We start from the raw sequence: 25797 nt of genomic DNA on the forward strand, positions 1-25797 counted from the left end.
TAAAGGCCCCATAAGGACACCTGGGCCCCCGTCGAGGGCCCGTCAGGCGATCGACCAGGCGATGCCATCGAGGATGTCGTGCTCGCTCACGACCACCTCCCGGGCCCCGATCCGCTCCATGATCGCGAGCAGTACGAGCGCGCCGGCCCCGATGACGTCCACCCGGCCCGGGTGCATCACGGAGATCGCCGCACGCTCGGCGTGGGTGGAGGCCAGCAGCCTCCCGGTGACCTCGGCGACGGTCTCGTAGGAGATACGGGCGTGGTGGATCGCCTCGGAGTCATACTCGTCGAGCCCCAGCGCGATCGCCGCCACCGTGGTGACCGAACCGGCCAGGCCGACCAGGGTGTGCGCCTCACGCAGCGGCACCGTCCGCTCGGCCAGGTCCAGCGCGGCGTCGACGTCGGCGCGGATCGCGGCGATCTGCTCGGGGGACGGCGGGTCGGCGACCACTCCGTCGCTCACGAGATGACGCTCCGTCATGCGGACGCACCCGACGTCCACCGAACGCGCGGCCCGCACGTGCTCCTCGCCGACCACGAACTCCGTGGAACCGCCGCCGATGTCGACGACCAGGAACGGCCGCGTCAGATCGGGCCGCCCTGCCAGCTCCTTGGTGGCGCCGATGAAGGAGAACTCGGCCTCCCGGTCACCACTGATCACCTCCGGCTCGACGCCGAGGATGTCCATGACCCCACGGACGAACTCGTCCCGGTTCTCGGCGTCGCGCGAAGCGGAGGTCGCCACGAAGCGGATCCTCCCCCTGCCCTCGGCGGGGGGATCCCCGACGCCGAGCCCCTTGATGACGGCGGCGTACTCGCGGCAGGCCGCGAAGGTGCGGGCGAGCGCCTCGGGCGCCAGCCGACCGGTGCGGTCCACGTCCTGGCCGAGCCGGACGATCTGCATCCGGCGGTCGAGGTCGGTGATCTTCCCGGTCGTCGGGTCGGCGTCGGCGACGAGGAGGCGGATGGAGTTCGTACCGCAGTCGATGGCGGCGACCCGGGTCATTCGCCGTCCTCCTTCTTGTCGACGTGCTTGTCGACGCACGGGCTGACGCAGGGCCCCTTGGCCCACCACTCGGGGAGCATCGCGATCGCCTCGTCGCCCAGCGGGTTCACGCCGGGGCCGGCGGCCAGCGAGTGTCCGACCAGGACGTGCAGGCACTTCACCCGGTCCGGCATGCCTCCCGCGCTCGGGAAGCCCTCCAGCACCTCGATCTCGTCCCGGCGCCGGATGTAGTCCTCGTGCGCGGCACGGTAGGCCGCGGCCAGCTCCGGGTCGGTCTGCAGGCGGGCGGTCATCTCCTTCATGACGCCCTCCGCCTCCAGCGTGCCGATCGCCGAGGCGGCCCGCGGACAGGTCAGGTAGTAGAGCGTGGGGAACGGCGTGCCATCCTCCAGGCGGGGGGCCGTCTCGACCACATCCGGCTGCCCGCAGGGACAGCGGTGCGCGATGGCGCGCAGGCCGCGCGGAGGGCGGCCCAGCTGCTCCTTGAACGCGGCGATGTCCGCGTCGGTCGGCGGGGTGTGCGGGGTCGGCGGGGGTGCGGCTTCCATGCGTGCCTTCGTGTCAGTAGTTACTGCTTGCTGCTGCCTGCCGGACGGTCGGCCTTGTCGACGCCGTCCCAGAGGTTCGAATACCAGGGGCGGTCCGCCGCGCCCCGGTCGGTGCGGCGCCCGTCGGCCGCGTCCGGGCCGGCGACCGTGTAACCGGTCTCGCCGGGGAGGACGTAGTGCAGATGCTCACGGGCCAGCCGCCGGATGTAGGCGGGGTCCTGGAGGCGGGCCTTCTCGTCCCGCAGCTTCTCGACCTTCTCGCGTTCCTGTTCCGCCAGCCGCTCCTGCTCGGCGATCTCGGCGCGCTGCGACACGTACTGCCGCATCGGGTACGCCAGGGCGACGACCAGGGTGCAGACCACCAGGGCGAGCAGTGCCGCGCGGCCGGTCAGCCGGGAGCGCCGGGCCTGACGCCGGTTCTGCGAGCGGTAGACGCGGGCGGCGGTCTGCTCACCGAACAGTCGCAGCCTGGTCGCGGTGGAGAACCGGTCCCGGTTCCCGGCCATGGCTCGCCTCCCCTGTTACGTACGTACGTCCCCGGACACGGTACGGGACCGCGACCGGGGACGTACGTATCTGGCGGGCTGTCAGCCCGGCTCAGCCCGGTTGCTCCGCAGAGCGACTGTGCTTACAGATTCACAGAGCGCTGCGCTTCTCACTCCGCAGAGCGCTGTGCTTACTGGTTCGCAGAGCGCTGTGCTTACTGGTTCGCAGAGCGCTGTGCTTACTGGTTCGCAGAGCGCTGTGCTTACTGGTTCGCAGAGCGAAACCGCGGGAAGGCGGAGCGGCCCGCGTACACCGCGGCGTCGTCGAGGATCTCCTCGATGCGCAGCAGCTGGTTGTACTTGGCGACACGGTCCGAGCGGGCCGGGGCGCCGGTCTTGATCTGGCCGCAGTTGGTGGCGACGGCCAGGTCGGCGATGGTGGTGTCCTCGGTCTCGCCGGAGCGGTGGGACATCATGCACTTGAAGCCGTTGCGCTGGGCCAGCTCGACGGCGTCCAGGGTCTCGGTCAGCGAGCCGATCTGGTTCACCTTGACCAGCAGGGCGTTGGCCGTGTCGGTCTCGATGCCGCGGGCGAGGCGCTCCGGGTTGGTGACGAACAGGTCGTCGCCGACGAGCTGAACCTTGTCACCGAGCTGGTCGGTGAGGGTCTTCCAGCCCTCCCAGTCCTCCTCGTTCAGCGGGTCCTCGATGGAGACCAGCGGGTACGCGTCGACGAGCTCGGCGTAGTAGGCGCTCATCTCGGCGGCGGTGCGCTGCTTGCCCTCGAACTCGTACACGCCGTCCTTGTAGAACTCGGTGGCGGCGACGTCGAGCGCGAGCGCGATGTCCTGGCCCGGCTGGTAGCCGGCCTTCTTGATGGCCTCGACGATCAGGTCGAGGGCGGCACGGTTGGACTCCAGGTTCGGGGCGAAGCCGCCCTCGTCGCCCAGGCCGGTGGACAGGCCGCGCTCCTTGAGGACGCCCTTGAGCGCGTGGTAGATCTCCGCGCCCCAGCGCAGGGCCTCGGAGAAGGACTCCGCGCCGATCGGGGCGATCATGAACTCCTGGATGTCGACGTTGGAGTCCGCGTGGGCACCACCGTTGAGGATGTTCATCATCGGGACGGGCAGGACGTGCGCGTTCGGGCCACCGAGGTAGCGGAACAGCGGCAGGTCCGAGGCCTCGGAGGCGGCGTGGGCCACGGCGAGGGAGACACCGAGGATGGCGTTGGCGCCGAGGGACGACTTGTCCGGGGTGGCGTCCAGGTCGAACATCGCCTGGTCGATCAGGCGCTGCTCGGTGGCGTCGTAGCCGACGAGCTCCGGACCGATCTGCTCGATGACGGCGAGGACGGCCTTCTCGACACCCTTGCCGCCGTAGCGGTTGGCGTCACCGTCACGGAGCTCAAGGGCCTCGAACGCACCGGTGGACGCACCGGACGGGACGGCAGCACGGCCGGTGCTGCCGTCGTCGAGGCCGACCTCGACCTCGACGGTGGGGTTGCCTCGGGAGTCCAGGATTTCCCGGGCTACGACGACGTCGATGGACGGCACGAGCATCTCCTTCTGGGATGTGACGCTTGAAACGCATGGTCTCTGTGGCCTTGCGGCAAGAGCCTAACCGGCTCACGCTCATCGGCCTGCCCGTGCCCGCCTCCTGGGACGAAAAGATGCCCAAAGGCAGGCAATTCAGGTCAAGCGGAAAGAAGCCCCGGTCCGGAACGTACAGGGGAATACGTACCGGACCGGGGCGATCGGGGGTCTTCAGGCTCAGGCCAGGTGCAGCTTCTGGCCCGGGAAGATGACGTCGGCGTCCTTGACGGTGTTCTTGTTCAGCTCGAAGAGCTTCTTCCAACCGCCCTTGACCCCGTTCGCCTCGGCGATCGTGGCCAGGGTGTCACCCGACTTCACGGTGTACACGGCGCCGGCGGGAGCGGTGCGGACCTCGCTGCGGGAGGCGCGCTCGACGGGCTTCGGAGCGGGCTTCGCGGCGGGGGCGGCGGCGGGGGCGGCGTACGGGGTGCTCGACAGGCCGACACCGCAGACCGGCCAGGCGCCCTTGCCCTGACCCGCGAGCACCTTCTCGGCGATGAGGATCTGCTGGCTCTTGGTGGCCAGGTCGGCGCGCGGGGCGAAGGCGGTGCCGCCGAACGCGGCCCAGGTGGAGTTCGTGAACTGGAGGCCGCCGTAGAAGCCGTTGCCGGTGTTGATGGACCAGTTGCCACCGGACTCGCACTGGGCGACACGGTCCCACTCGGAGGCGGTCGCGGCGCTCGCCGTGCCGGTGGCCATGAGTGGAGCGGCGACGGCGACACCGGCGACACCGGCGAGCGTGGCGATACGGGTGGCCTTGGACGGATGACGGCGCGTGCCCTTGCCGGAAAGCAGCATGGCTCTTTTTCCCACCGACGCCTACGAGGTGAGCTGTCGGGTTCGGGCCAATGGGGTATCCCCTGCTCGAGCGAAGCCGAGAGCAGGGGAAAAGTGCCCGGTCGCGCGTTCTGGCGCACGACTTCACCCCAAGCCGGTCCCGGTCGTCCCTGCGGAGTCGTCACAGACGTCCGCCAACGACCGGTTCTGGCACTTACCTTGGGTCCCCCGCTCCTGCCTTCGGCGCGTCAGCGTCGAGTGTGCCCGGCGGCCGCCGGCAGGATTCGGCGTGCGGTCGTCGGGGCCCGCGGTGGCGAGCGGTTACGACCGTAAACACACATCTCCGCGGCATACAAAGCCGATCAGGGGCAAAGAGACTCATGTCTCACTTGCACGGAATCGGACAAACTACCGCGAACTACTGCTCGTCCTGAGTCGATTCCCCTACCGGAGCGGGGACTTTCACAGAGCCTTCGTTTGCAGTTGCACTCTCGCCGAAAACGAGGCTCTGACCAGGCTTGATGAGGTCGGGGTCGGTACCGATGACCCCCTGGTTCGCCTTGTAGAGCGCGTGCCAACCACCGGGCACCTTCCGCTCGTCGGCGATGTCCCAGAGATTGTCGCCGGGCAGAACGGTGTAACCGTCGGCCTCGACTGCCGCACCATGCGCCGATCCGTCACCCCGTGAGGCATGACGGCCACTTTCACGCTCACCGTCCGTATTGCCCGCCTCTGCGTCGGATGCACCCTCCTTGGCAGGCTTGCCACGGTGCTTGCCCGTGCTCGCGTCGGGGGCGGGAGTCGCGGCACCGTCCATGGCGCCCTCGGCCACGTCCGAGGAGGGCTCGTCGAAGGAGGCGGAGCTGTCGTCCGACCCCCCGAAGGACGGCGCGGCCGACGTCGCCGAGTCCTTGGCCGGTTTCTCGCCCTTGCTCTTGCCCTTGGCCTTGCCCTTGCCCTTGCCGGGTGAGTCGTCCGCGCGCGCACCCGGGTCGACGTCCGCGGCGGCACCACCCGCGGTCAGCCCGGCGCTCACCGAGCAGGTGGCCCAGGCCTGCGGGCCCTGGTCGGCGAGGACCTTCTCCGCGACGGCGATCTGCTGGGCGCGGCTGGCGAGGTCGGCGCGCGGCGCGTACGCGGTGCCGCCGTACGCCTCCCAGGTCTCCTGGGTGAACTGGAGCCCGCCGTACTGACCGTTGCCGAAGTCGGCACTCCATACACGGCCGCTCTCACAGTCGGCGACACGGTCCCAGGTGGCCGTGTCCGCGGCGCTCGCGCTGGTCGCGGCGAGCAGCGGCATGGCCAGGGCCGAGCCGGTCACACCGGCGGCGACGACAAGGGCGGGAGCCTGACGGGGGCGGCGGTGCCGACCGTTCCCGGAACGCATGCGGTAGGCCTTTCGCGTGACTGCTGAGACTGACCGTGAACGTAGCGGCATTCGAACGTAAGTCACAAGTCGATGCAGTGAGGATCACGCGAAAGTCACAGCTTTGACTGTGAGTCAGCTCACGCTCGTGCTGGAGGCCGATTTCCGCTCGGGGGTGAACGTCACGGGCAGAGTGCGCAATCCACGCATGATGAGCCCGCCCCGCCATCGCAATTCGGATGGATCCACCGCAAGTCGCAGATCGGGCAACCGGGTCAGCAGTGTCGCGAGTGCGGTCTGTCCCTCCAGCCGCGCCAACGGTGCACCCAGGCAGTAGTGAATGCCGTGTCCGTAGCCGAGGTGCTGGTTGTCACGCCGGGCCAGATCGAGGATGTCCGGATCCGTGAACCTCTCCGGATCCCGGTCCGCGGCCGCGAGTACGACCAGTACGGGGTCGCCCGCCGCGATGCGCTGCCCGCCGAGGGTCAGCGGCTCGGTCGCGAACCGCCATGTCGCCAGTTCGACGGGCCCGTCGTACCGCAGCAGTTCCTCCACCGCGGTCTCCAGGAGGTCCGTCCTCCCCTCCGCGAGGGAGCCCTGGAGCAGCTCGCGCTGCCCCGGGTTGCGCAGCAGCGCGTACACGCCGTTGCCGATGAGATTGACCGTGGTCTCGAAGCCCGCGAAGAGGAGGATGAAGGCCATCGCCGCGGCCTCGTTCTCCGTCAGGTGTTCGCCGTGGTCGCCGGCCCGGATCAGACCCGAGATCAGGTCCTCCCCCGGCTCCTCCCGCTTCCGGTGAATCAGTTCGGCGAGGTATCCCCGCATCTTCTTCACCGACCTGGCCACCCCGCCCCGGGGTCCGCCACCGTGGCGGATCATCATCCCGGCCCAGTCCCGGAAGTCGTCCTGGTCCTCGCGCGGGACGCCGAGCATGTCGCAGATCGCATAGATGGGGAGCGGGAAGGCGATCTCATGGATCAGATCCGCCTCGCCCTTCGCGGCGAAGCCGTCGATCAGCCGGTCCGTCAGTTCCTGCACACGCGGCGCGAACTCCGCCACCCGGCGCGGTGTGAACGCCTTCGACACCAGTCGCCGCAGCCGGGTGTGGTCCGGCGGGTCGATGTTGAGCAGATGCGTCATCAGCTCCGCCTTGCGCTCGCCGGGAATCCCCGTCTTCCCCTTGGCGTGCGCCGGTTCGTCGTGGTGCGCGGGATTCTTGCTGAGCCGCTGATCGGCGAGCGCCTGCCGGGCGTCGGCGTACCGCGTCACCAGCCACGCCTCGACCCCGCTGGGCAGTGCCGTCCTGTGGACGGGCGAGTGCTCGCGCAGCCAGGCGTAGGCCGGGTACGGATCGGAGGCGAACTCCCAGGTGAACAGCTCGGGCGGCGTCGATTCCGACGGAAACTTCTGATCGTGCACGCCGACGACCGTATCCGGCGCCCTCCGCACGCCTTCGGGCGACGTGCCTTTCATCACAGACAAGCCCGGTATGGGAAGCGCGCCGCCTCCGTCCCGCGCTCCGGAGCCACGGGCAGGTCAGGCGCCCACACCCTCAGCCGCACGGATCGCATCCCGGTACGCCCGGCCCGCGGCGCGCAGGGCGGACTCCGGGTCCACCCCCTCACCCTGCGCGCGCACCGCGAGAGCGAGCAGTTCATAGCCGATGCCCTCGCCGGCCGGAAGCGCGACGTCCAGGCCGGACTGCGCGACCCGGCTCGCCAGCTTGGCGACCAGCGCGAGACCGGGCTGGCCCAGCGGCACACCGTCCGTCACCGACTCACGCTGCTTCTCCACCGCCTTCGTACGCAGCCAGTGCTCCTTGACCTCCTCCGGGGTCTCGGCGGTGTCGTCGCCGAAGACATGGGGGTGGCGGTGGATCAGCTTCTCCACGATCGTGCCCGCCACGTCGTCGATCGAGAACGGCTCCTCCGGGTCCTCCTCCGCGATCCTGGCGTGGAAGACCACCTGGAGCAGCACATCGCCGAGCTCCTCACGCAGCTCGTCCCGGTCGCCGTCCTCGATCGCCTCGACGAGCTCGTACGCCTCCTCGATGCCGTACTTGGCGAGCCCCTTGTGGGTCTGCTGCGACGACCAGGGGCATTCGTCCCGGATCCTGTCCATCACCTGGACCAGGTCGAGCAGCCTCGCGCCGGGCAGGTCGTACGAACCGGGCAGCAGCTCCAGGTCCGGCATCCGCACCCGTCCCGACCCGGCCATCCTGGCCAGCCCGTCCGTCAGTTCCCGGTCGCCCTCCCCGGACGGCAGGACGACGACCGTTGCGCCGTCCGCGCACAGGTCCACCAGCTCCTGCGCGGTGGGCCGCGCATGCTCGACGGTGACCCCCGCCTCCCGCAGATACGGCAGCTGCGGGTGTTCGGCATCGGCACACAGCACGCGGTCGGCGGCGTGCAGGGTCCGCCAGGCAGGCCAGGACAGCAGTCCGGGCGCCACCCGGTGGCTTGCGGTGAGCAGGATGATACGGCCGGTGGCCTGGGAGTCTTCGCGGGTCACCGCCCCAATTTTAGGGCTCGGTTCTCCCCCGGGCTTCGTCCCGGGCCCCACAGGGGCGCTCAAGGCTGTGCCGACGGTCGACCACCTGGCGGAGCCGCATATCGATGCAGCCTCGGTCCCTCCTTCGTCGGGACCTCCGCGCTCCCCCAGCTACCTCCCCCAGCTACCGCTGGGGGTGCCCCCAGGGGGACCCCCAGAGGTGTCCCCACTCCCTTTCACCGTGCCGATATGCGCCTCCGGCGCGTGGAGCCTCGCCCCTTTCGTCTCACGCGCCACTCATCAGCCGGAGACGCGTGCTCCCCCGGGGCCGGCGGCCTGGCTGACCTGGGTGACCCAGGGGGTCCGGTAGTCGCCGAGCCTGACGTTCACGTCGTCCCAGGAGCCGTAGCGCGGATTCACGCTGATGTGCAGCTCCTTGGACGCGGCGCTCAGGGCCGTACCGATCTTCTGCTCGGCCTGCGGGCTGCCCAGTTCGGTGCCGAGAGCGGCTGCCAGCTTCGTCACGAGGATCTGGGTGCGTACCGCCTGCTCGATCTGGCCGGGGGCCAGGGCGTTCCCCTGCAGGAGGCGCGCGGCGAACGCCTGCTCGCCTCCCGACTGCGCGACGGCGGCCCGGTACTCCTCCTGGACCTCCTTGCGGCTCACGGTCACCCCGACGTCGGCCGCGGCCCGCTCCACCACCAGGACGGTGATCATGTCGCGCAGCTTGATACGGCTGAGCTGTCCGGTGTTCCCGATGAGCTGCGCGGCCTGCGGTTGGCGCCCCTGCGCCGCCCGTACCTCCTTGACCTGCGCCTGGAGGGAGGACACCTCGATGCGGTCGCCCCCGACGACGGCGGCCGCGCCCGGGTGGGCCGCGTTTCCGCAGGCGGCGAGAAGCGGAGTCGCGGCGACGATGGCGGCGGAGACGGAGAGCGCGGTGCGACGGCGGCGGTGCAAAGGAGCCTCCCGGCGTGGGTCGTGCGGCATTGGAACGACCTTGCGGTGATCGATGTTAGGCAGTCGGCGTGGCCTGGGCCACTGGTTCGACCAACGATTCGCGGGAGTCCTGGTCTCGGCCTGGGCCGGTGCCGCGTCAGACGCCGCGCATCTGCTGCTGCCGGTCGAGCCGGCGGCGCAGTTCGGCCGGGAGCGGGTGGTGCGGGCCGTAGGTGCGTTCGGCGTCGTGGAGGAGTTGCTGGAGCTGCTGGTGCGCCGCCATGTGGTCGCCCATCGAGACGAGCAGGCCGGCGATGCGGTGCCGGATCTCGAAGGCGCGGGCCGGGTCGGTGCCGACGGTGGCGTACCGGCTCTCGTAGTAAGGCAGCAGACCGCGGTACTCGGCGAGGGCGGCGGCCGGTTCGCCGATCTGTTCCAGGCACTGGGCGGCGTCGAATCGGTACTGGAGGGTCTGCGCGTCGGCCGGGCCCGATTCGGCGGCGCGGTCGTCGGCGAGGCGGCGCAGCTCGGGCAGGGCGCGGCGGTACTGGCCGTCGTCCATCAGGGTCGTCGCGTACTGCTTGCGCAGGATCCGTACGACCGGGGAGTGCTCGCCGTGCTCGGCGGCGGCCGCCGGGAGGATGCCGCCGAGGACGTCCACGGCCTGGGTGATCCGGCCCTCGCCGAGCAGCCGCTTGACCTCGTCGACGGCGCCCGCCACATCGGTCCGCGCGGCGACGGGCGCGGTCCGGGGCGGGGGCGGCGGGGCGGCGGGGCGGTCGGGCCAGGGGGCGTGCGGGCGCAGGAAGGGGCGGGACGGGTCCAGCGGCCCGTTCGTCGTGCTCATCGGATGACCCGCTCCGCGGGCGGGCAGCAGCGGGGCAAGGGTTTCGTAGACCTCCTGGGCGGAGGCGGGGCGGTGCTGCGGGTCCTTGGCGAGCAGACGCAGGACGAGCGCTTCGAGGGCCTCGGGCACCTCGGGGCGCAGCTGGCGCACCGGGAGCGGCGGCTCGTACAGATGGCGGTGGAGCACACCGAGGGCGGTGTTGCCGGCGAACGGGACGCTGCCGCTGAGCAGTTCGTATATCAGCACACCGAGGGCGTAGAGGTCGGTGTACGGGCCGACCGCACCGCCCATGGCCTGCTCGGGCGCCATGTAGGCGGGGCTGCCGATGGGTGAGCCGGTGTGGGTGAGGCGGGTGGTGTCCGAGTCGATGACCGACGCGACACCGAGGTCGAGAACGATGATCGTGCCGTCCGGACGCACCATCACATTGCGGGGCTTGAGGTCGCGGTGGACGATCGGCACCGCGTGCACGGCGGACAGCACGGCGCACACCTGCGCGGCGACAGCGACGGTCCACGGCCAGGGGTACGGGTCGTGCTCGGCGAGATGGTCGGCGAGGTCGGCGCCCTCGACGTACTGCATGACGAGATAGAGGTCGTCGCCGTCGCTGCCCGCGTCATGAACGGTGACCAGGCCCGGGTGATCGACCTGGGCGGTCACCCGGCACTCGCGGACGAATCGGCGGCGCACCTCGTCGGCGTCGTCGGCGCCGGCCACGCGGTCCGGGCGAAGCAGCTTCACGGCGACGCGGCGGTCGAGCCGCTGGTCGTAGGCCGTCCAGACCTGGCCCATACCGCCCTGGCCGAGAAGCGTGGCCAGTTCGTACCGGCCCGCGACGATCCGTCCTCCGGTCACCGGCCGCCTTCTCCCTTGCGCTCGTTGCGGAGCAGATCGCTGAGTTCGTCGAGTTCGGCGCGCACCTGGTCGATGCGGTGCGGCTGCTGCGGAGGCTGGGGGGCGGGCTGCGGGACGGGCAGGGGCTGCTGCTGGACCGGTGGGACAGGCTGAACCGGCGGAACCGGCTGGGCCGGCGGGTATCCGTATCCGTAGGCGGGTGTGGGCACGGTGGTCTGCAGATGCTGCGGACTGTACGCGCCGTACCCCCCGTAGGGCGCGGGGAAGGCCGACGGGGCGGCGGGCAGGCCGCGGTGCAGGGCGATGTCGGTTATCAGGAAGTACACGGCGCCCACCGCTCCCGAGCCGAGCAGCAGGGCCACGGCGACATTCGTCTGCCAGCTGTTCTCGGGCATGACGCCGACGACGAAGAAGTACGCGATCGTCAGCGCCAGCATGGCCCAGAACGCCAGCCAGTCCAGCGTCCTGCGGCGCAGCAGGGCGATCCGCAGCATGGGCACGGAGGCGAGCAGCCCGCAGCTGACGAGTGCGCAGGCGATGAACACCACGCGAAGAGTGATGACTCTGGGGCCTGAGCCGTTCACGATCACTCCTGGTCAGCTGTTGGGATGACATGGGGAGACTAGCTTCCCCCGCTGACAACGCGCCCGCCGGTTCCGGAACTACTCGGGCCGTACCGTGCCGTCCGCCAGGCCGTCGTGCAGGCCCTGGACCAGCCGCTCGCCGAGCCGGCCCGCGAGGCGCAGGGCATCCTCGAACGCGGCGATGGCGCGGAAGTGTTCGCCATAGCGCTGCTGTTCCGCGAGGGGCAGCCGGGGCAGTTGCAGCCGCCGTACGTCGAGCCGGGTGGCTGTGGACGCATAGCTGCTGGCCTGGCGGTTATTGGCGGTGGCCCGCAGGAATCCGGCCAGGAACCAGGGGTCGAGGGCGGCCGGTTCGGCCCGCAGCAGCTGGAGGTTGCGGCCGAGCGCCGCACCGGCGGTGGTCTCGTCGACGACCCGGGCGATCGCGCCGCCGCCCAGGACGGGGACGACGACATCGCCGGGTTCGGTGCGTACGGGTTCCTCCTCGGGACCTTCGGGAAGCACGCCCGAGGGGCCCGTGCCGGCGAGCACGTCGTGCTCGGTGAGGACGGGGCCGCCCGCCGGGGAACTGCCGGAGCCGCCGGCGTGGAGCTGGAGGGCGCCGGCGCGGGCGAGTTCGCCGACGGTGGTGAGCGGCCACCGGGCGGGCTGCGCGACCGTGGCGGGTGGCGGCGTCAGCTCGGTGGTGAGCCGCAGGGTTTCGCCGAGGCGTTCGCGTACACCGGCCAGGTCGGCCGCTCCGCCGCCCGCGGTGGGGAGCGGCAGGTGCCGTGCGGGGGCGAGGTCGACGTCGTCGTCGAGGAGTTCGATGACCGGGACCGCGCGGCTGAGGCCGGGCTGGTCGACGTCCGCGCGGTGCCGGTCGAAGGGCAGCCAGGCGTCCAGGACGGCCGTCTGGACGGCGTGCCAGGGCAGCTTGTCGCGGCCGCCGTCGGCTGCGAGGTCCGAGGTGTCGACGACGAGGAGTTCGGGCGACGGCTGAAGGCCCGGTACGGGCTTGCGCAGCACCCACAGGTGCAGTGGGATGCCGTACGGGGGCGCGGCCCCGGCGGGCAGCGCGATCACCGCACGCAGGGCGCCGCGGCGCAGCAGATCTGCGCGGATACGGCGGCCGGAGCGGCGGGACGCGGCGGCGGGGGGCATGAGGAGGACGGCGGTGCCTCCCTCGCGCAGCCGGGCGAGGGCGTGCTGGACCCAGGCCAGCTCGGACTCCGTACGGGCCGGGAAGCCGTACTCCCAGCGGGTGTCGTAGGCGAGTTCGTCGTGGCCCCAGTTGCGCTCGTTGAACGGCGGGTGGCAGAGCACGGCGTCGGCGGCGAGCCGTGGGAAGGCGTCCGCGCGCAGGGTGTCCGCGGCGGCGGCCCGCACATCGGCGTCGCCGTGGAGGGCGAGGCGCAGCGCGGTGAGCGCGGCCAGGTCGGGGTCGGACTCCTGGGCGTACAGCGTGGTGGGGTTCTGCACGGCACGCAGCAGGGTGCCGGTGCCGGAGGCGGGGTCGAGGACGGTGCGGGCGGGGCCGGCGAGGGCGGCCATCAGCTCGGCGGGGCCCGGCGGCGTGAGCGTGTACTGGCGGGGGTTGGCGTCGAGGTGCCGGCCGAGCAGGAACTCGAAGGCCTGCCGGGCGCCGAGTTCGGCGGCGAGTTCACCGGCGCCGCGCAGGAGGGGGACGGACGCGATCAGCTCGGGGCTGCGGGCCGCCCAGTCGGCGAGGGCGCCGAAGCGCGCGGTGAGCACCTGCTCGAGGGCGGGCTGCAGCAGCTCGGCCATCCGCTGGTCCGACACGGCGGTCAGTTCGCGCCAGGCGGTGGGCCGTTCGCGTACGAGCAGCAGGGCGCAGCCGGTGTGCACCAGGGCTGTCACCGCTCCGGCGGGATGGGCCGCGAGCTGCTGCCAGACGCGCTCACGGAGCGGGACCTCGACGAGCTTGCCCTGGTCGCGGAGCCACCGCTCGACATCGGCCAGGGCGAAGGAGGGGCTGGCCTCGGTGCCGCCGACCGGCTTGGGGAAGTCCGCGTGCCGGCGCCGCCAGTTACTGACGGCCGCGCGGCCGACACCGGCCAGCCGGGCGATCCCGGCGGCGGTCACCTCTGCTTCGTTCTCCGGCACCTGGCCGACTCCCCTCGTTTCCCGGCTGCTGTGTCGCCGAGCATACCCCTGCGATCCGGAGACATCTCTTCACACCGGGAGCTGACCTCTCCCATGTGAATAGAGTTGACTCGGTTCACAAGCTCTGCTCTTATTGACCCGTCGCTTCGAGGGGCTGGCGACAGCCCCGAACACACAGTCCGGAGTCCCCATGTCCCAGCACACGCAGCAGCCGCAGTTTCCCCAGGCGCCCTTCCCGCAGGCACCCGCTCCGCAGGCCGCCCGGAACGGCCTCGGCACTGCCGCCCTGATCCTCGGCATCATCGGCGCGTTCACGGGCCTGTTCATGATCCTGTTCTGGCTGGCCGGCGTCCTCGGCCTCATCGCCCTGATCCTCGGCCTGGCCGGGCGGGGCCGGGTGAAGCGCGGCGAGGCCACCAACAAGGGCGTGACCATCACCGGCGCCGTACTGGGCCTGGTCTCCCTGATCCTGTCGGTGGTCGGCGCGGTCGTCACCTTCAAGGCCGTGGACAGCGCGGTGGACGAGATCAACAAGGCGACGAAGGAGCAGTCCGCCGAGAAGAAGCCCGGTGGCGGCTCCGCCGACGGCAAGGACAAGGGCAAGGACAAGAACCAGAACCTGGCCGCCGACGACTCCGTCGTGTACGACGACGACCTGACCGTCACCGTGTCCGCGCCCAAGGCCTACACCCCGGGAGAGTTCGCGATCGGCCACACCAAGGGCAACAAGGCCTACACGGTCACCGTGACCATCGACAACGCCGGCAAGGAGAAGTTCGACACGGCCTTCGTCCAGGTCGACGCCCGCGCCGGCGCGAACGGTGTGAAGGCCGAGCAGATCTTCGACGACAAGACCGGCTCCGGCATGTTCGAGGGCACGGTCCTGCCGGGCAAGAAGGCCACGGTCGAGGTCTCCTACGACGCCCCGGCCGACGCCAAGAACCTGACCGTCGAGGTCAACCCGGGCCTGGACTACGACTCGTCCCAGTGGGACCTGAAGCTCTGACCCGGCCGGCGGGCCGACGAGCCCGCCCCGATCACGCCCGGGAAGCCGCAGGAGGGGGGCGGCTTCCCGGGCGTTCCCCTGTTCATGCCCGGGAGGCCCGTCCGGGGAACGCCTCCTGCGGGCAGCGCTCCAGCACCCGCCGCATGGCGTCCCGCTCCGCGCGTGTCACCCACAGCCCGTACTTCCGCTTCACCGCCACCTGCCGCGCCACATACGCGCACTGGTACGGCCGGTACGACGGCAGCCAGGTCGCCGCGTCATCGTCGCTCTTTGCGGCGGTTGGCACCCGCGTCGACGGCCGGCAGATTCAGCGGGGGTCCCCCACGAGGCCGCGCACACCGTGCCCGACACCGTCATCGTCGATGGGGTCGAGCGAATGCTCATACCGTGACGGGGTCGAGCTTCCAGTCGAGCGTCGCCGCGTACGCGGCCAAGTCCCCCTGATCCGAAGCGACCACGGTGTCCGTCTGATGCAGGACCGCCGTCACCACGACCAGCGCGTCGACGACGTCCGGGCGTTTCTTCGGCGGCAGATCGGCCTGACCGAGCATCCAGCCCGCACGTCGGTAGTCGTCCACGGTGTAATCCAGGAAGACTCGGCACTGCTTCAGGAATTCGGCAAGCCGGTACTGGCGCGCGCCGCCCCGCCAGACCTGCGTCAGTACAGGGCCGGGAACGATCGGTGTAATGCCGGCAGCTCGCCAGACCGTGTGCAGATACCGCATGTCAGCGGCACCACGCTCCACTGCGATCAGTGCACCACTGTCGTAGATGACGTGCGCCGTCATGCGGAGCGCTGCATCTTGTCGAAGAACCGGTCGAGCGCCGAGTCCAGCTCTGCCTTCCGCTGCGCCGTCAGAGGCTCCGGCTCCGGCCAGATCGCCGCATCGGCTGCCGCATAGGCGGCGTTGGTCGCAGCATCGGCGTCACGGAACGTCTTCCTTATGGCTTCATCCTGCTCGACCGAGGCCAGCACCCTTGCCTCGATGTACGCGGACACGGTGATCCCGGCCCGCTCGGCGGCCCGGCGGAGCCTCGCGGCATCTGCCGGGTCGATGGTGAAAGTCACTCGGGTCTTCGCCACCCGGCGAAGGTAACACGGCGTATGAACATCGGCGACCGGCTTTCCGAAGAGGCCACGAGCGGGCGGCCCTCATCAGGAAGACCGCCCCGGCGCGAACAGCGCTGTGGCCGGCTCTACGAACCAGGAATCGTCGTCAGGAACTCCCCCGTCCACGCCAGCAGTTCACGGCCGACCAGCGGCTTGCCACCGATCTTGCCGGCCTTCGGGCGGGGAACCAGGATCTGGCCGGCGGCCGGCTTGAGGATGGAGCCCGGGTAGAGGCGCTTGAGGCGCAGTTCCTGGGACTCGCGCAACTCCACCGGGGCGAAGCGGATGTTGGTGCCCTGCAGAACGATCTCGCCGACACCGCAGGCGCGGGCCAGCATGCGCAGACCGGCGACCAGCAGCAGGTTCTCGACCGGCTCGGGAAGCTTTCCGTAGCGGTCGGTGAGCTCCTCGCGCACGGCCCGGATGTCGTCCTCCGTGTTGGCGGAGGCGATGGCACGGTACGCCTGGAGGCGCAGCCGCTCGCCCGGCGCGTAGTCGTGCGGGACATGCGCGTCGACCGGAAGCTCGATCTTGACCTCGAGCGGGGGTTCCTCCTCCACGCCGCCCTCCAGGGATGCGCGGTAGTCGGCGACGGCCTCGCCGACCATGCGGACATAGAGGTCGAAGCCGACACCGGCGATATGACCGGACTGCTCGCCGCCCAGCAGATTGCCGGCGCCGCGGATCTCGAGGTCCTTCATGGCGACATACATGCCGGCACCCATCTCGGTGTGCTGGGCGATGGTCGCGAGCCGCTCGTGGGCGGTCTCCGTGAGGGGCTTCTCCGGCGGGTAGAGGAAGTAGGCGTAGCCGCGCTCGCGGCCCCGGCCGACGCGGCCGCGCAGCTGGTGGAGCTGGGAGAGACCGAAGTTGTCGCCGCGCTCGACGATCAGCGTGTTGGCGTTGGAGATGTCGATGCCCGACTCGACGATCGTCGTGGAGACCAGCACGTCGAACTTCTTCTCCCAGAAGTCGACGACGACCTGCTCCAGCGCGCTCTCCGACATCTGGCCGTGGGCCGTCGCGATCCGGGCCTCGGGAACGATCCCCCTCAGACGGGCGGCGGCCTTCTCGATCGTCTCCACACGGTTGTGGATGTAGAAGACCTGGCCCTCGCGCAGCAGTTCACGCCGGATCGCCGCGCCGATCTGCTTCTCCTCGTACGGGCCGACGAAAGTCAGCACCGGGTGCCGCTCCTCCGGCGGGGTGGTGATCGTCGACATCTCACGGATGCCGGTCACGGCCATCTCGAGCGTACGGGGAATGGGCGTCGCGGACATGGTGAGGACGTCCACATTGGCGCGGAGCTTCTTCAGCTGCTCCTTGTGCTCGACACCGAAGCGCTGCTCCTCGTCGACGATGACCAGGCCCAGGTCCTTGAACTTGGTTTCGGAGGAGAAGAGGCGGTGCGTACCGATGACGACGTCGACCGAACCTTCTCTCAGACCCCCCAGGGTCGCCTTCGCCTCGGTGTCGCTCTGGAAGCGGGACAGGGCCTTGGTCACCACCGGGAACTGCGAGTAGCGCTCGGTGAAGGTTCCGAAGTGCTGCTGCACCAGCAAGGTCGTGGGCACGAGGACCGCGACCTGCTTGCCGTCCTGGACCGCCTTGAAGGCGGCCCGCACCGCGATCTCGGTCTTGCCGTAACCGACATCGCCGCAGATCAGGCGGTCCATGGGAACGGACTTCTCCATGTCCTCCTTCACCTCGGCGATGGTGGACAGCTGGTCGGGCGTCTCGGCGTACGGGAAGGCGTCCTCCAGCTCCCGCTGCCACGGCGTGTCCGGTCCGAAGGTGTGACCGGGCGCGGCCATACGCGCGCTGTACAGCTTGATCAGGTCGGCGGCGATCTCCTTGACCGCCTTCTTCGCCTTCTGCTTGGTCTTCGTCCAGTCGGCGCCACCGAGCCGGTGCAGCGTCGGGGCCTCGCCGCCCACGTACTTGGTGACCTGCTCCAGCTGATCGGTGGGGATGTAGAGGCGGTCGCCGGGCTGGCCCCGCTTGGCCGGGGCGTACTCGACGAGCAGATACTCACGGGTCGCGCCCTGGACGGTGCGCTGCACCATCTCGATGTAGCGGCCGACGCCGTGCTGCTCGTGGACGATGTAGTCGCCCGCCTGGAGGGTGAGCGGGTCGACCTGCTTGCGGCGGCGGGCCGGCATGCGCTGGCCGTCCCTGCCGGCCGCCTTCTGGCCGGACAGATCGGTCTCGGTGAGCACCGCGACCTTGAGGTGCGGGTCGACGAAGCCGTAGTCGATGGAGCCGCAGGCGACATGCACCACGGACGGGGAGATCTCGGCGAGGTCCGCCTCCAGACGGGCCGCCACCCCCTCGCCGCCGAGCACCTCGACGGTACGGGCCGCCGGACCGTGCCCCTCCGTGACGAAGACGGTGCGCCAGCCGTCGGCCAGCCACTCCTTGGTGTCCGCGAGCGCACGGGCGGTGTCACCACGGTACGACTCGGGGGCGTGCATGCCCAGCTTCAGAGTGTCGTCGGAGAGCTCCTCGTCGGCCGCGAAGGGTGACACCGACCACCACATCATGCCGAGCTCGCGCGCCCGGTCCCGGACATCCGCGATCCCCCACAGCGAGGCCGCGCCGACATCGATCGGGGCCTTGCCCCCGCCCGCCGTCGCCGCCCAGGACGCCTGCAGGAACTCCTGCGACGTGGCGACCAGGTCCGCGGCCCGCGTCCGCACCCGCTCCGGGTCGCAGACCACCGCCATGCTGCCCTTCGGAAGGACGTCCAGCAGCAGCTCCATGTCGTCGACCAGCACCGGGGCGAGGGACTCCATACCCTCCACCGCGATGCCCTCGGCGATCTTGCCGAGCAGTTCGCCCAGCTCCGGATGCGCCTCGGCGAGCGCCGCCGCCCGCTCCCGCACCTGGTCCGTCAGCAGCAGCTCACGGCACGGCGGGGCCCACAGGCCGTGCTCGGCGACCTCCAGTGACCGCTGGTCGGCCACCTTGAAGTAGCGGATCTCCTCGACGTCGTCGCCCCAGAACTCGATACGGAGCGGATGCTCCTCGGTCGGCGGGAAAACATCCAGAATGCCGCCGCGCACTGCGAACTCGCCGCGCTTCTCCACCAGTTCGACACGGGAGTACGCGGCCGCCACCAGGCCCTCCACGACCTCGCCCAGATCGGCCTGCTGCCCGGTACGCAGCGCCACCGGCTCCAGGTCCCCGAGCCCCTTCACCTGCGGCTGCAGCACGGACCGCACCGGCGCGACCACCACACTCACCGGGCCGGCCGCCGGGTCGTCCAGCGCCGGGTGGGCGAGCCTGCGCAGCACGGCGAGGCGGCGGCCCACCGTGTCGCTGCGCGGCGACAGCCGCTCGTGCGGCAAGGTCTCCCAGGAGGGGTAGTCGACGACCCCCTCCTCCGGCAGCAGCGACCGCAATGCCGCCGCCAGGTCCTCCGCCTCCCGCCCGGTCGCGGTCACCGCGAGCACCGTGCGGCCGGTGTCCCGCGCCAGCGCGGCCACCGCGAAGGGACGCGCGGCCGCCGGGCCGACCAGGTCGACGTACATCCGGTGACCGTCCGTGGCGGCCTTCGCCGCCTCGGCGAGCGCCGGGTCACGTACAACGGCATCCAGCAGACCGTGCAGACTCATGAAGGCTTCCGTCCGGTTTCCGAGGAATGGGCAACGCGAATCGCCAGACACGTCTGACGGGCCGGGGGTCTCTTCAGCGTACGCCCACCCGTCGCCCGACCACCGCCCCTCACCGATGCGCTCCGCACAGCCCCTCCAACCCCGCCACCCGACCACCACCCCTCACCGATGCGCTCCGCACAGCCCCTCCAACCCCGCCACCCGACCACCACCCCTCACCGATGCGCTCCGCACAGCCCCTCCAACCCCGCCACCCGACCACCACCCCTCACCGATGCGCTCCGCACAGCCCCTCCAACCCCGTCGCCCGACCACCACCCCTCACCGATGCGCTCCGCACAGCCCCTCCAACCCCGTCGCCCGACCACCACCCCTCACCGATGCGCTCCGCACAGCCCCTCCGACCCAGCTACCCGACCCCGTTCCGTATTTTTCAGCCTGTGTGTAAACCGAGTGACCCCTCCCGTGCGTATACCCCCCGAGATCTCACCACCCACAGGCACCGGGGAGCCCGCACTTGACCGTCGAGGAGTTCGAGGAGTTCTACGGTGCTTGCGTAAAACAGCTGGTCGGGCAGATCTACTTGATGACCGGGGACCTCCATGAGGCCCAGGACGTGGTCCAGGAGGCATTCGTACGGGCCTGGGGGCGGCGGTCCCGGCTGCACCGCGACGCCGGCCCCGAGGCCTGGATCAGAACCGTCGCCTGGCGGCTCGCGGTCAGCCGGTGGCGCAGGCGCGGGCGGGCGGCCGAGGCCTGGCGGCGGCAGGCCGACGGGCGGCCCGGGGCCGCCCCCGCGCCGGACCCCGGCACGGTCGCGCTGGTCGCCGCGTTGCGGCAGTTGCCGGCCCGGCAGCGGCGGGTCGCCGTCCTGCACTACGTGTGCGACCTCACCGTCGCCCAGGTCGCCGCGGAGACCGGAATCTCCGTCGGCACCGTCAAGGCCCATCTGTTCCGTGCCAGGGCCGCGCTCGCCTCTCACCTCGACGACTCGATCACGCCGGAGGAGCACGGTGTCTGAGTTCTCCGATGTCCATGACCCCGATGAGACCTTTCTGGCCGACGCGCTCAAGCGAGCCGCGGCGGCGGGCGGGCACGCGCTGGTACCCGCGCCGGCCGCATGGGTGTCGGCGCTGGGCGCGCGTCGCAGGCGCCGTACGTACGCGGTGGCGGCGGCGTGTGCCGTGTGCCTGTTCGCCGGTACGGGCGCGCTGACCGCTCACCACCTGGGCGCCGCGGACCCGGCGCGGCCCGCGGCCCCGCCGGCGCCGACGCGGTCGTCGACGCCCTCGGAGCGTCCCTCGCCGTCGTACAGGTCCGCGAGTCCGGTGCCGAGCGGGTCGCCGAGCGCCCCGCCGTCGCCCTCGTCCTCCTCCTCGTCCTCGGCACCGCCGCCGTCCGGCTGGGTGCCGCCGAAGACGCCCTGACCTTGCCCCCTCCACCGAAGGATTCACCCCATGCCCGGAGCTCTCCTCACCGTGTCCGGCATCAGGACGGAGGCGACGCCCCGGCCACTTGGCGTCGCACATCCGTCCACCGGACGACGGGACCCCTTCGTGCTCGCCGCCGTTCTCTTCGTCGCCTACGCCACGGTCTCCGTCTGCCGGTACTGGCGGCTGGAGACCCGCTCCTGGGACCTGGGGATCTTCGAGCAGGCCATCCGCGCCTACGCTCACCTCCAGGTCCCCGTCGCCGACCTCAAGGGGCCCGGGACCAATATCCTCGGGGACCACTTCAGCCCCGTCACCGCCCTGCTCGCACCCCTCTACCGGCTCTTCCCCTCACCGGTGACGCTGCTCGTCGCGCAGGCCGCGCTGTTCGCGCTCTCCGCCGTGCCGGTCACGCGGGCCGCCGCCCGGCTGCTGGGGCGGGGGCAGGGGCTCGCGCTCGGGGTCGCCTACGGGCTGTCGTGGGGCATCCAGCGTGCCGTCGACTTCGACTTCCACGAGATCTGCTTCGCCGTCCCCCTGCTCGCGTTCTCGCTGGAGGCGCTGCTGGCACACCGGTGGCGGGCGGCCCTGGGGTGGGCGCTGCCACTGGTGCTGGTCAAGGAGGACCTGGGGGTGACGGTGGCCGCCGTCGCGGTCGTCGTGGCGATACGGGCGCGCCAGGAGTCGCCGCGCACCGTGCCGTACGCGCTGGGGGTGGCCGTGTTCGGGGTACTGGCCACCCTGGTGACCCTCACGGTCGTCATCCCGGCCTTCAACTCCACGGGCGCATACGACTACTGGGGCAAGGTCGACGGCGGCGGCAACCCCCTCACCACGGCCGTCGGCGTCAAACTCAGCACACTCGCCTGGCTGTTGCTGCCGACCACCGGACTGCTGGCACTGCGCTCGCCCCTGCTGCTGGTCGCACTGCCCACCCTCGGCTGGCGCTTTCTCTCCTCCGACGACCACTACTGGGGCACGGACTGGCACTACAACGCCGTGCTGATGCCTGTCATCCTGCTCGCGTTCGCCGACGCCGTGGACATCGCACGCCGCAGCTCCCGCCACTGGCTGCGTGCCTACGCGCGGCACGCTCCGGCCTGTGCCGCCGCGGTGGCGCTCACGCTGACGACCGAGCTGCCGCTGTCGGCGCTCACCGATCCGGCGACGTACCGCAGGAGTCCGGACGTCGTCGCCGCCGAGAAGCTGCTGGAGCGCATACCGGACGGGGCGACGGTCGAGGCGAACATCGGCCCCGTGAGCCGGCTGACCTCGCGGTGCCAGGTCTACTGGATCGGGGGAACCAAGGGTGTGGTCCCGGAGTACGTGGCGCTTGACGTGGCGTCGGGCTGGGTCGACGACCCCGTGGCGTACGCCGAGGAACTGCATCCGACGGCTCGTTACTCCGTCGTCGGACGGGCCGGCGGCTACATAGTGCTGCGGACCCCGGCCCGGTGAGCGTCCCCACACCCACCGCGCCGGAGTCCGCCGGCCGTCGCGACCGTCAGTCGGTCGCGATGGCGTTCAGAACGTTCATCCGCCCTGCCCGGAACGCCGGGACCAGTGCGGCGAACAGGCCCACGAAGGCCGAACCCACGAAGACCGTCAGGATCGTCGGCCAAGGGATGTCCAGCACGCCCAGGCCTTCGAGGGCCAGCAGCTTCTGGGCCGTTGCTCCCCAGCCCATGCCGAGGCCCAGGCCGAGCAGGGCACCGAAGAGGGCGATGACCACCGACTCCAGACGGATCATGCGGCGCAGCTGGCGGCGCGAGAGGCCGATCGCCCGCAGCAGGCCGATCTCCCGGGTCCGCTCGACCACCGACAGGGCGAGGGTGTTCACCACACCCAGCACGGCGACGATGATCGCCAGTGCGAGCAGCCCGTAGACGATGTTGAGCAGCTGGCCGACCTGGTCCTTGATGTTCTGCTTGAAGTCGGTCTGGTCCCGCACCTTGTACTGCGGGTACTCGGCGAGGGCGTCCTTGAGGGCGGCGTACGCCTCCTTCTCCTTGCCCTCCTCCGCCTTGGCGAACATGATCTGGTTCTTGGGCATCCGCTCGGCCGGGACGTACCTGGCGACCGTGGCGATGTCCGCGTACATCGCGCCCTTGTCGACGGTCGTGCCGTCGCTCGTGATCGCCCGCACCGCCAGCCGCGCGGTGCTGCCGTCCGCGAAGTCGACCGCCAGCCGGTCGCCCAGCTTGATGCCGTGGTCCTTGGCGAAGCCCTCGAAGACCGACATCGAGTCCGGCTTGTAGGCGTCCTTGAGCTTGCCTTGCGTGGTCTCGACCCGCAGGTCGTCGGCGTACGAGGGGGTTGCTGCGTTGAGCACCTTGGACACCTTGCCGTCCGGCGTCGTGATCTCGACGTTGACCAGCTTGTACTCGGTGACATGGGCCAGCCCCGGGGTCTGCTCCATCCGCTGCGCCGCCTGCGGCACGATCGTCTGGCCGTTCTCCGACTGGACGATGAAGTCCGCGCCGACCGTCTTGTCGAGCTGGTCCGTGGCCGAGGCGACCAGAGAGGAGCCGACGACCGACAGGCAGGCCACCAGCGCGAGCCCGATCATCAGCGCGGCGCCCGTGGCGCCGGTACGGCGGGGGTTGCGCAGTGCGTTGCGCTCGGCCATCCGCCCGACCGGGCCGAAGACGCGCAGGACGACCGCGCTGAGCACCCGGACCACCCCGCCGGCCAGCAGCGGGCCGACGGCGACGAAGCCAAGGAGCGTGAGCAGCACCCCCAGGCCCAGGAACATCGAGCCCTGGCCGGCCTTGTCCGCGGTGGCGGCCGCGTACAGCGCCGCGCCACCCGCACCGGTCAGCAGCAGGCCGATCGCGGCCCTGATCCGGCCGGCCTTGGCGTCCGCCGGGGTGCCGGCGTCGCGCAGGGCGGCCATCGGGGAGATCTTGCCCGCACGGCGGGCCGGCAGATACGCGGCGAGAACGGTGACCACGATGCCGAGGGCGAGGCCGACGGCCGGGGTGGTCCACTTCACCGTGAGGTCGTCGGTGGACAGTTCCATGCCCATCGAGCCCATGAGCTTCATCAGGCCGACGGCAAGACCGACACCGGCGGCGGCGCCCAGCAGCGAGCCGATGACACCGAGCAGCAGCGCCTCCACCAGCACGGATCGGTTGACCTGCCGGCGGCCGGCTCCGATGGCCCGCATCAGGCCGATCTCGCGGGTGCGCTGGGCGACCAGCATCGAGAAGGTGTTGACGATGAGGAAGATGCCGACGAGGAAGGCGATTCCGGCGAAGCCGAGCATCGCGTACTTCATCACATCGAGGAAGGAGCCGATGCCCTCGCGATTGGCGTCCGTGGTCTCCTTCTGGGTCTGGACGATGTACGGACCGCCGAGCCCGGCCAGCTCGGCCCGGATCTTCTGCTTGAGCTGATCGTTGGTGACGCCCTGCGCGGCCTCGACGTTGATGTTGCTGAAGAGCCCCGTCGCACCGAGAAGTTCGCGCTGGGCGGTGGCCGTGTCGAAGTAGACGACGGCGGCACCGGGGTTGGTGACCTTGAAGGTGGCGATTCCGGAGATCTTCGCCGTGTGGTCACCGGTGACGGCGATGGTGCGCAGTTCGTCACCGATCTTGAGGTCGTGCTTGTCCGCGGTGTCGGCGTCGACCATCACCTCGGTCGGGCCACGAGGGGCGTGGCCGGAGGTGATCTCCATCGAGCGCAGGTCGTTGCGCGTCCAGTTGCCGGCGATCGTCGGGGCGCCGGTGCTGGAGCCCATGTTCTCGTTCTTGCTGTTGACGACCGTCACGCTCATGCTGACGACGACGCCCTCGGCGGACTTCACGCCGTCCACCCGCTTCAGCTGCTCGACGGTCGAGGCAGGAAGGGAGGGGGGCTTTCCGCTCTTCGGGAACTGGTCCATGTCGCCCGCGGCGCCGCCCTTCGGGCTGACCATGACATCCGGCGACGACGCCGCGAACAGCTTGTCGAACGTCGTGTTCATGGTGTCGGTGAAGACGAGCGTGCCGCACACGAACGCCACCGACAGCAGGACCGCGACGGCGGAGAGCGCCATCCGTCCTTTGTGCGCGAAGAAGTTGCGCATGGAGGTCTTCAGCACGGTCATGACGTACGCCCCCGGGCGTCGAAGTCCTTCATGCGGTCCAGGACCTGATCGGCCGTCGGGTCGTGCATCTCGTCGACGATCCGGCCGTCGGCGAGGTAGAGCACCCGGTCGGCGTAGGAGGCGGCGACCGGGTCATGAGTGACCATCACTATGGTCTGGCCCAGCTCGTCCACCGACCTGCGCAGGAAGCCCAGCACTTCGGCGCCGGCCCGGGAGTCCAGGTTTCCGGTCGGCTCGTCACCGAAGATGATCTCCGGGCGGGCGGCCAGCGCGCGCGCCACCGCGACCCGCTGCTGCTGGCCGCCGGACAGCTGGGTCGGACGGTGCTTCAGCCGCCCGGCCAGGCCGACCGTCTCCACCACACGGTCCAGCCACTGCGGGTCCGGCCTGCGGCCGGCGATGTCCATCGGCAGGGAGATGTTCTCGAGCGCGTTGAGCGTCGGAAGCAGGTTGAAGGCCTGGAAGATGAAACCGATCCGGTCCCGGCGCAGCTGGGTGAGCTTCTTGTCCTTCAGCTTCGTGATCTCGGTCTCGTCGAGGTAGATCTCGCCGGAGGTCACGGTGTCCAGGCCCGCGAGGCAGTGCATCAGGGTGGACTTGCCGGAGCCGGAGGGGCCCATGATCGCGGTGAACTGCCCGCGCGCGATGTCCACGTCGACATGGTCCAGCGCGACGACACGGGTCTCCCCCGCACCGTACGCCTTGACGACCTGACGCGCCCGCGCGGCAACGGCCGATCGCCCTCCAGTGCTCCCTTGCCTGGGATTGGTCACAGCCGTTGTCACGGTGCGTCTCCTCAAGATGTGGTGATCGCTGATCGCTGATTACGTTCTGAGTCTGCTCGCGGCGGGGCCCGGACGCAGTGGGGAGCGGTCCCGTCTTTATGGGGGGGTTATCCCCACCCCTCACACGCTAGGGGCGAAAGCCCCTCGTCTCCTCCGCCGCC

Annotated in this window: 21 protein-coding genes, 1 pseudogene and 1 riboswitch; of the genes and pseudogenes, 4 read left to right on the plus strand and 18 right to left on the minus strand. The window is 70.6% G+C overall.

Annotated features, from left to right (window positions below):
• Positions 1-42: 42 nt before the first annotated feature.
• From ABD858_RS13290 to ABD858_RS13345, 12 genes are all read right to left on the minus strand, one after another.
• Positions 43-1008 carry a Ppx/GppA phosphatase family protein gene (locus tag ABD858_RS13290; RefSeq protein WP_345036939.1) on the minus strand — a complete coding sequence of 322 codons (966 nt, stop codon included), beginning with the start codon at positions 1006-1008 and terminating at the stop codon, positions 43-45.
• On the minus strand, positions 1005-1556 hold the full coding sequence (locus ABD858_RS13295; protein ID WP_345036941.1) for a DUF501 domain-containing protein: 552 nt from the start codon (positions 1554-1556) through the stop codon (positions 1005-1007). The genes ABD858_RS13290 and ABD858_RS13295 overlap by 4 nt, the downstream gene beginning before the upstream one ends.
• A 20-nt stretch (positions 1557-1576) precedes the next feature.
• Complete coding sequence (locus ABD858_RS13300; RefSeq protein ID WP_345036943.1) at positions 1577-2062, minus strand: FtsB family cell division protein; 486 nt, start codon at positions 2060-2062, stop codon at positions 1577-1579.
• Between the two features lie 242 nt (positions 2063-2304).
• The gene (eno, locus tag ABD858_RS13305; protein ID WP_345036946.1) at positions 2305-3594 is read right to left on the minus strand and encodes a phosphopyruvate hydratase; all 1290 of its coding nucleotides are present in this window, start codon (positions 3592-3594) and stop codon (positions 2305-2307) included.
• A gap of 216 nt (positions 3595-3810) precedes the next feature.
• Positions 3811-4431: a transglycosylase family protein gene (locus ABD858_RS13310; protein ID WP_345036948.1), complete on the minus strand. Its 621-nt coding sequence runs from the start codon at positions 4429-4431 to the stop codon at positions 3811-3813.
• A 3-nt stretch (positions 4432-4434) separates the two neighbouring features.
• Positions 4435-4666, minus strand: a riboswitch (cyclic di-AMP (ydaO/yuaA leader).
• A gap of 162 nt (positions 4667-4828) precedes the next feature.
• A complete protein-coding gene (locus tag ABD858_RS13315; protein WP_345036951.1) occupies positions 4829-5797 on the minus strand; it encodes a transglycosylase family protein in 969 nt (322 codons plus the stop codon).
• 114 nt (positions 5798-5911) lie between these two features.
• Complete coding sequence (locus ABD858_RS13320; RefSeq protein ID WP_345036953.1) at positions 5912-7195, minus strand: cytochrome P450 family protein; 1284 nt, start codon at positions 7193-7195, stop codon at positions 5912-5914.
• Between the two features lie 117 nt (positions 7196-7312).
• Positions 7313-8296: a nucleoside triphosphate pyrophosphohydrolase gene (locus ABD858_RS13325; RefSeq protein ID WP_425586326.1), complete on the minus strand. Its 984-nt coding sequence runs from the start codon at positions 8294-8296 to the stop codon at positions 7313-7315.
• A gap of 270 nt (positions 8297-8566) precedes the next feature.
• Positions 8567-9226 (minus strand): SurA N-terminal domain-containing protein, encoded by a 660-nt coding sequence (locus ABD858_RS13330; RefSeq protein ID WP_345044494.1) that lies wholly within the window; start codon positions 9224-9226, stop codon positions 8567-8569.
• 136 nt (positions 9227-9362) lie between these two features.
• Positions 9363-10907, minus strand: a complete 1545-nt coding sequence (locus ABD858_RS13335; RefSeq protein WP_345036958.1) for a serine/threonine-protein kinase — start codon at positions 10905-10907, stop codon at positions 9363-9365.
• Complete coding sequence (locus ABD858_RS13340) at positions 10904-11491, minus strand: hypothetical protein (RefSeq protein WP_345036960.1); 588 nt, start codon at positions 11489-11491, stop codon at positions 10904-10906. Before ABD858_RS13340 ends, ABD858_RS13335 begins: the two co-directional genes overlap by 4 nt.
• Positions 11492-11569: 78 nt before the next feature.
• A complete protein-coding gene (locus ABD858_RS13345) occupies positions 11570-13597 on the minus strand; it encodes an N-6 DNA methylase (RefSeq protein WP_345036962.1) in 2028 nt (675 codons plus the stop codon).
• A gap of 190 nt (positions 13598-13787) precedes the next feature.
• Between ABD858_RS13345 and ABD858_RS13350 the strand changes: the two genes are divergently transcribed.
• A complete protein-coding gene (locus ABD858_RS13350) occupies positions 13788-14603 on the plus strand; it encodes a DUF4352 domain-containing protein (RefSeq protein ID WP_345036964.1) in 816 nt (271 codons plus the stop codon).
• 82 nt (positions 14604-14685) lie between these two features.
• On the opposite strand, the pseudogene ABD858_RS13355 reads toward ABD858_RS13350, so the two are convergent.
• The 4 genes and pseudogenes from ABD858_RS13355 to mfd form a co-directional block, all read right to left on the minus strand.
• A pseudogene (locus tag ABD858_RS13355) lies at positions 14686-14917 on the minus strand (GmrSD restriction endonuclease domain-containing protein); the annotation flags it as partial.
• A 66-nt stretch (positions 14918-14983) separates the two neighbouring features.
• On the minus strand, positions 14984-15391 hold the full coding sequence (locus ABD858_RS13360) for a hypothetical protein (protein ID WP_345036967.1): 408 nt from the start codon (positions 15389-15391) through the stop codon (positions 14984-14986).
• A complete protein-coding gene (locus ABD858_RS13365) occupies positions 15388-15687 on the minus strand; it encodes a ribbon-helix-helix domain-containing protein (protein WP_345036969.1) in 300 nt (99 codons plus the stop codon). The genes ABD858_RS13360 and ABD858_RS13365 overlap by 4 nt, the downstream gene beginning before the upstream one ends.
• A 113-nt stretch (positions 15688-15800) precedes the next feature.
• Positions 15801-19331, minus strand: a complete 3531-nt coding sequence (gene mfd, locus ABD858_RS13370) for a transcription-repair coupling factor (RefSeq protein WP_345036971.1) — start codon at positions 19329-19331, stop codon at positions 15801-15803.
• A gap of 517 nt (positions 19332-19848) precedes the next feature.
• On the opposite strand from mfd, the gene ABD858_RS13375 reads away from it, so the two are divergent.
• From ABD858_RS13375 to ABD858_RS13385, 3 genes are read left to right on the plus strand one after another with little or no spacing between them, the layout of a single operon-like run.
• Positions 19849-20352, plus strand: a complete 504-nt coding sequence (locus ABD858_RS13375) for a SigE family RNA polymerase sigma factor (protein WP_345036973.1) — start codon at positions 19849-19851, stop codon at positions 20350-20352.
• On the plus strand, positions 20345-20758 hold the full coding sequence (locus ABD858_RS13380; RefSeq protein ID WP_345036976.1) for a hypothetical protein: 414 nt from the start codon (positions 20345-20347) through the stop codon (positions 20756-20758). Before ABD858_RS13375 ends, ABD858_RS13380 begins: the two co-directional genes overlap by 8 nt.
• Before the next feature lie 30 nt (positions 20759-20788).
• Positions 20789-22219, plus strand: a complete 1431-nt coding sequence (locus ABD858_RS13385; protein WP_345036977.1) for a DUF2079 domain-containing protein — start codon at positions 20789-20791, stop codon at positions 22217-22219.
• A gap of 46 nt (positions 22220-22265) precedes the next feature.
• On the opposite strand, the gene ABD858_RS13390 is transcribed toward ABD858_RS13385, so the two are convergent.
• Positions 22266-24851, minus strand: coding sequence for an ABC transporter permease (locus ABD858_RS13390; RefSeq protein ID WP_345036978.1), 2586 nt, complete (start codon positions 24849-24851; stop codon positions 22266-22268).
• Positions 24848-25636 carry an ABC transporter ATP-binding protein gene (locus tag ABD858_RS13395; protein WP_345036979.1) on the minus strand — a complete coding sequence of 263 codons (789 nt, stop codon included), beginning with the start codon at positions 25634-25636 and terminating at the stop codon, positions 24848-24850. The genes ABD858_RS13390 and ABD858_RS13395 overlap by 4 nt, the downstream gene beginning before the upstream one ends.
• Between the last annotated feature and the right edge of the window lie 161 nt (positions 25637-25797).

It is taken from the genome of Streptomyces sannanensis (assembly GCF_039536205.1).
GTDB classification, from domain to species: domain Bacteria; phylum Actinomycetota; class Actinomycetes; order Streptomycetales; family Streptomycetaceae; genus Streptomyces; species Streptomyces sannanensis.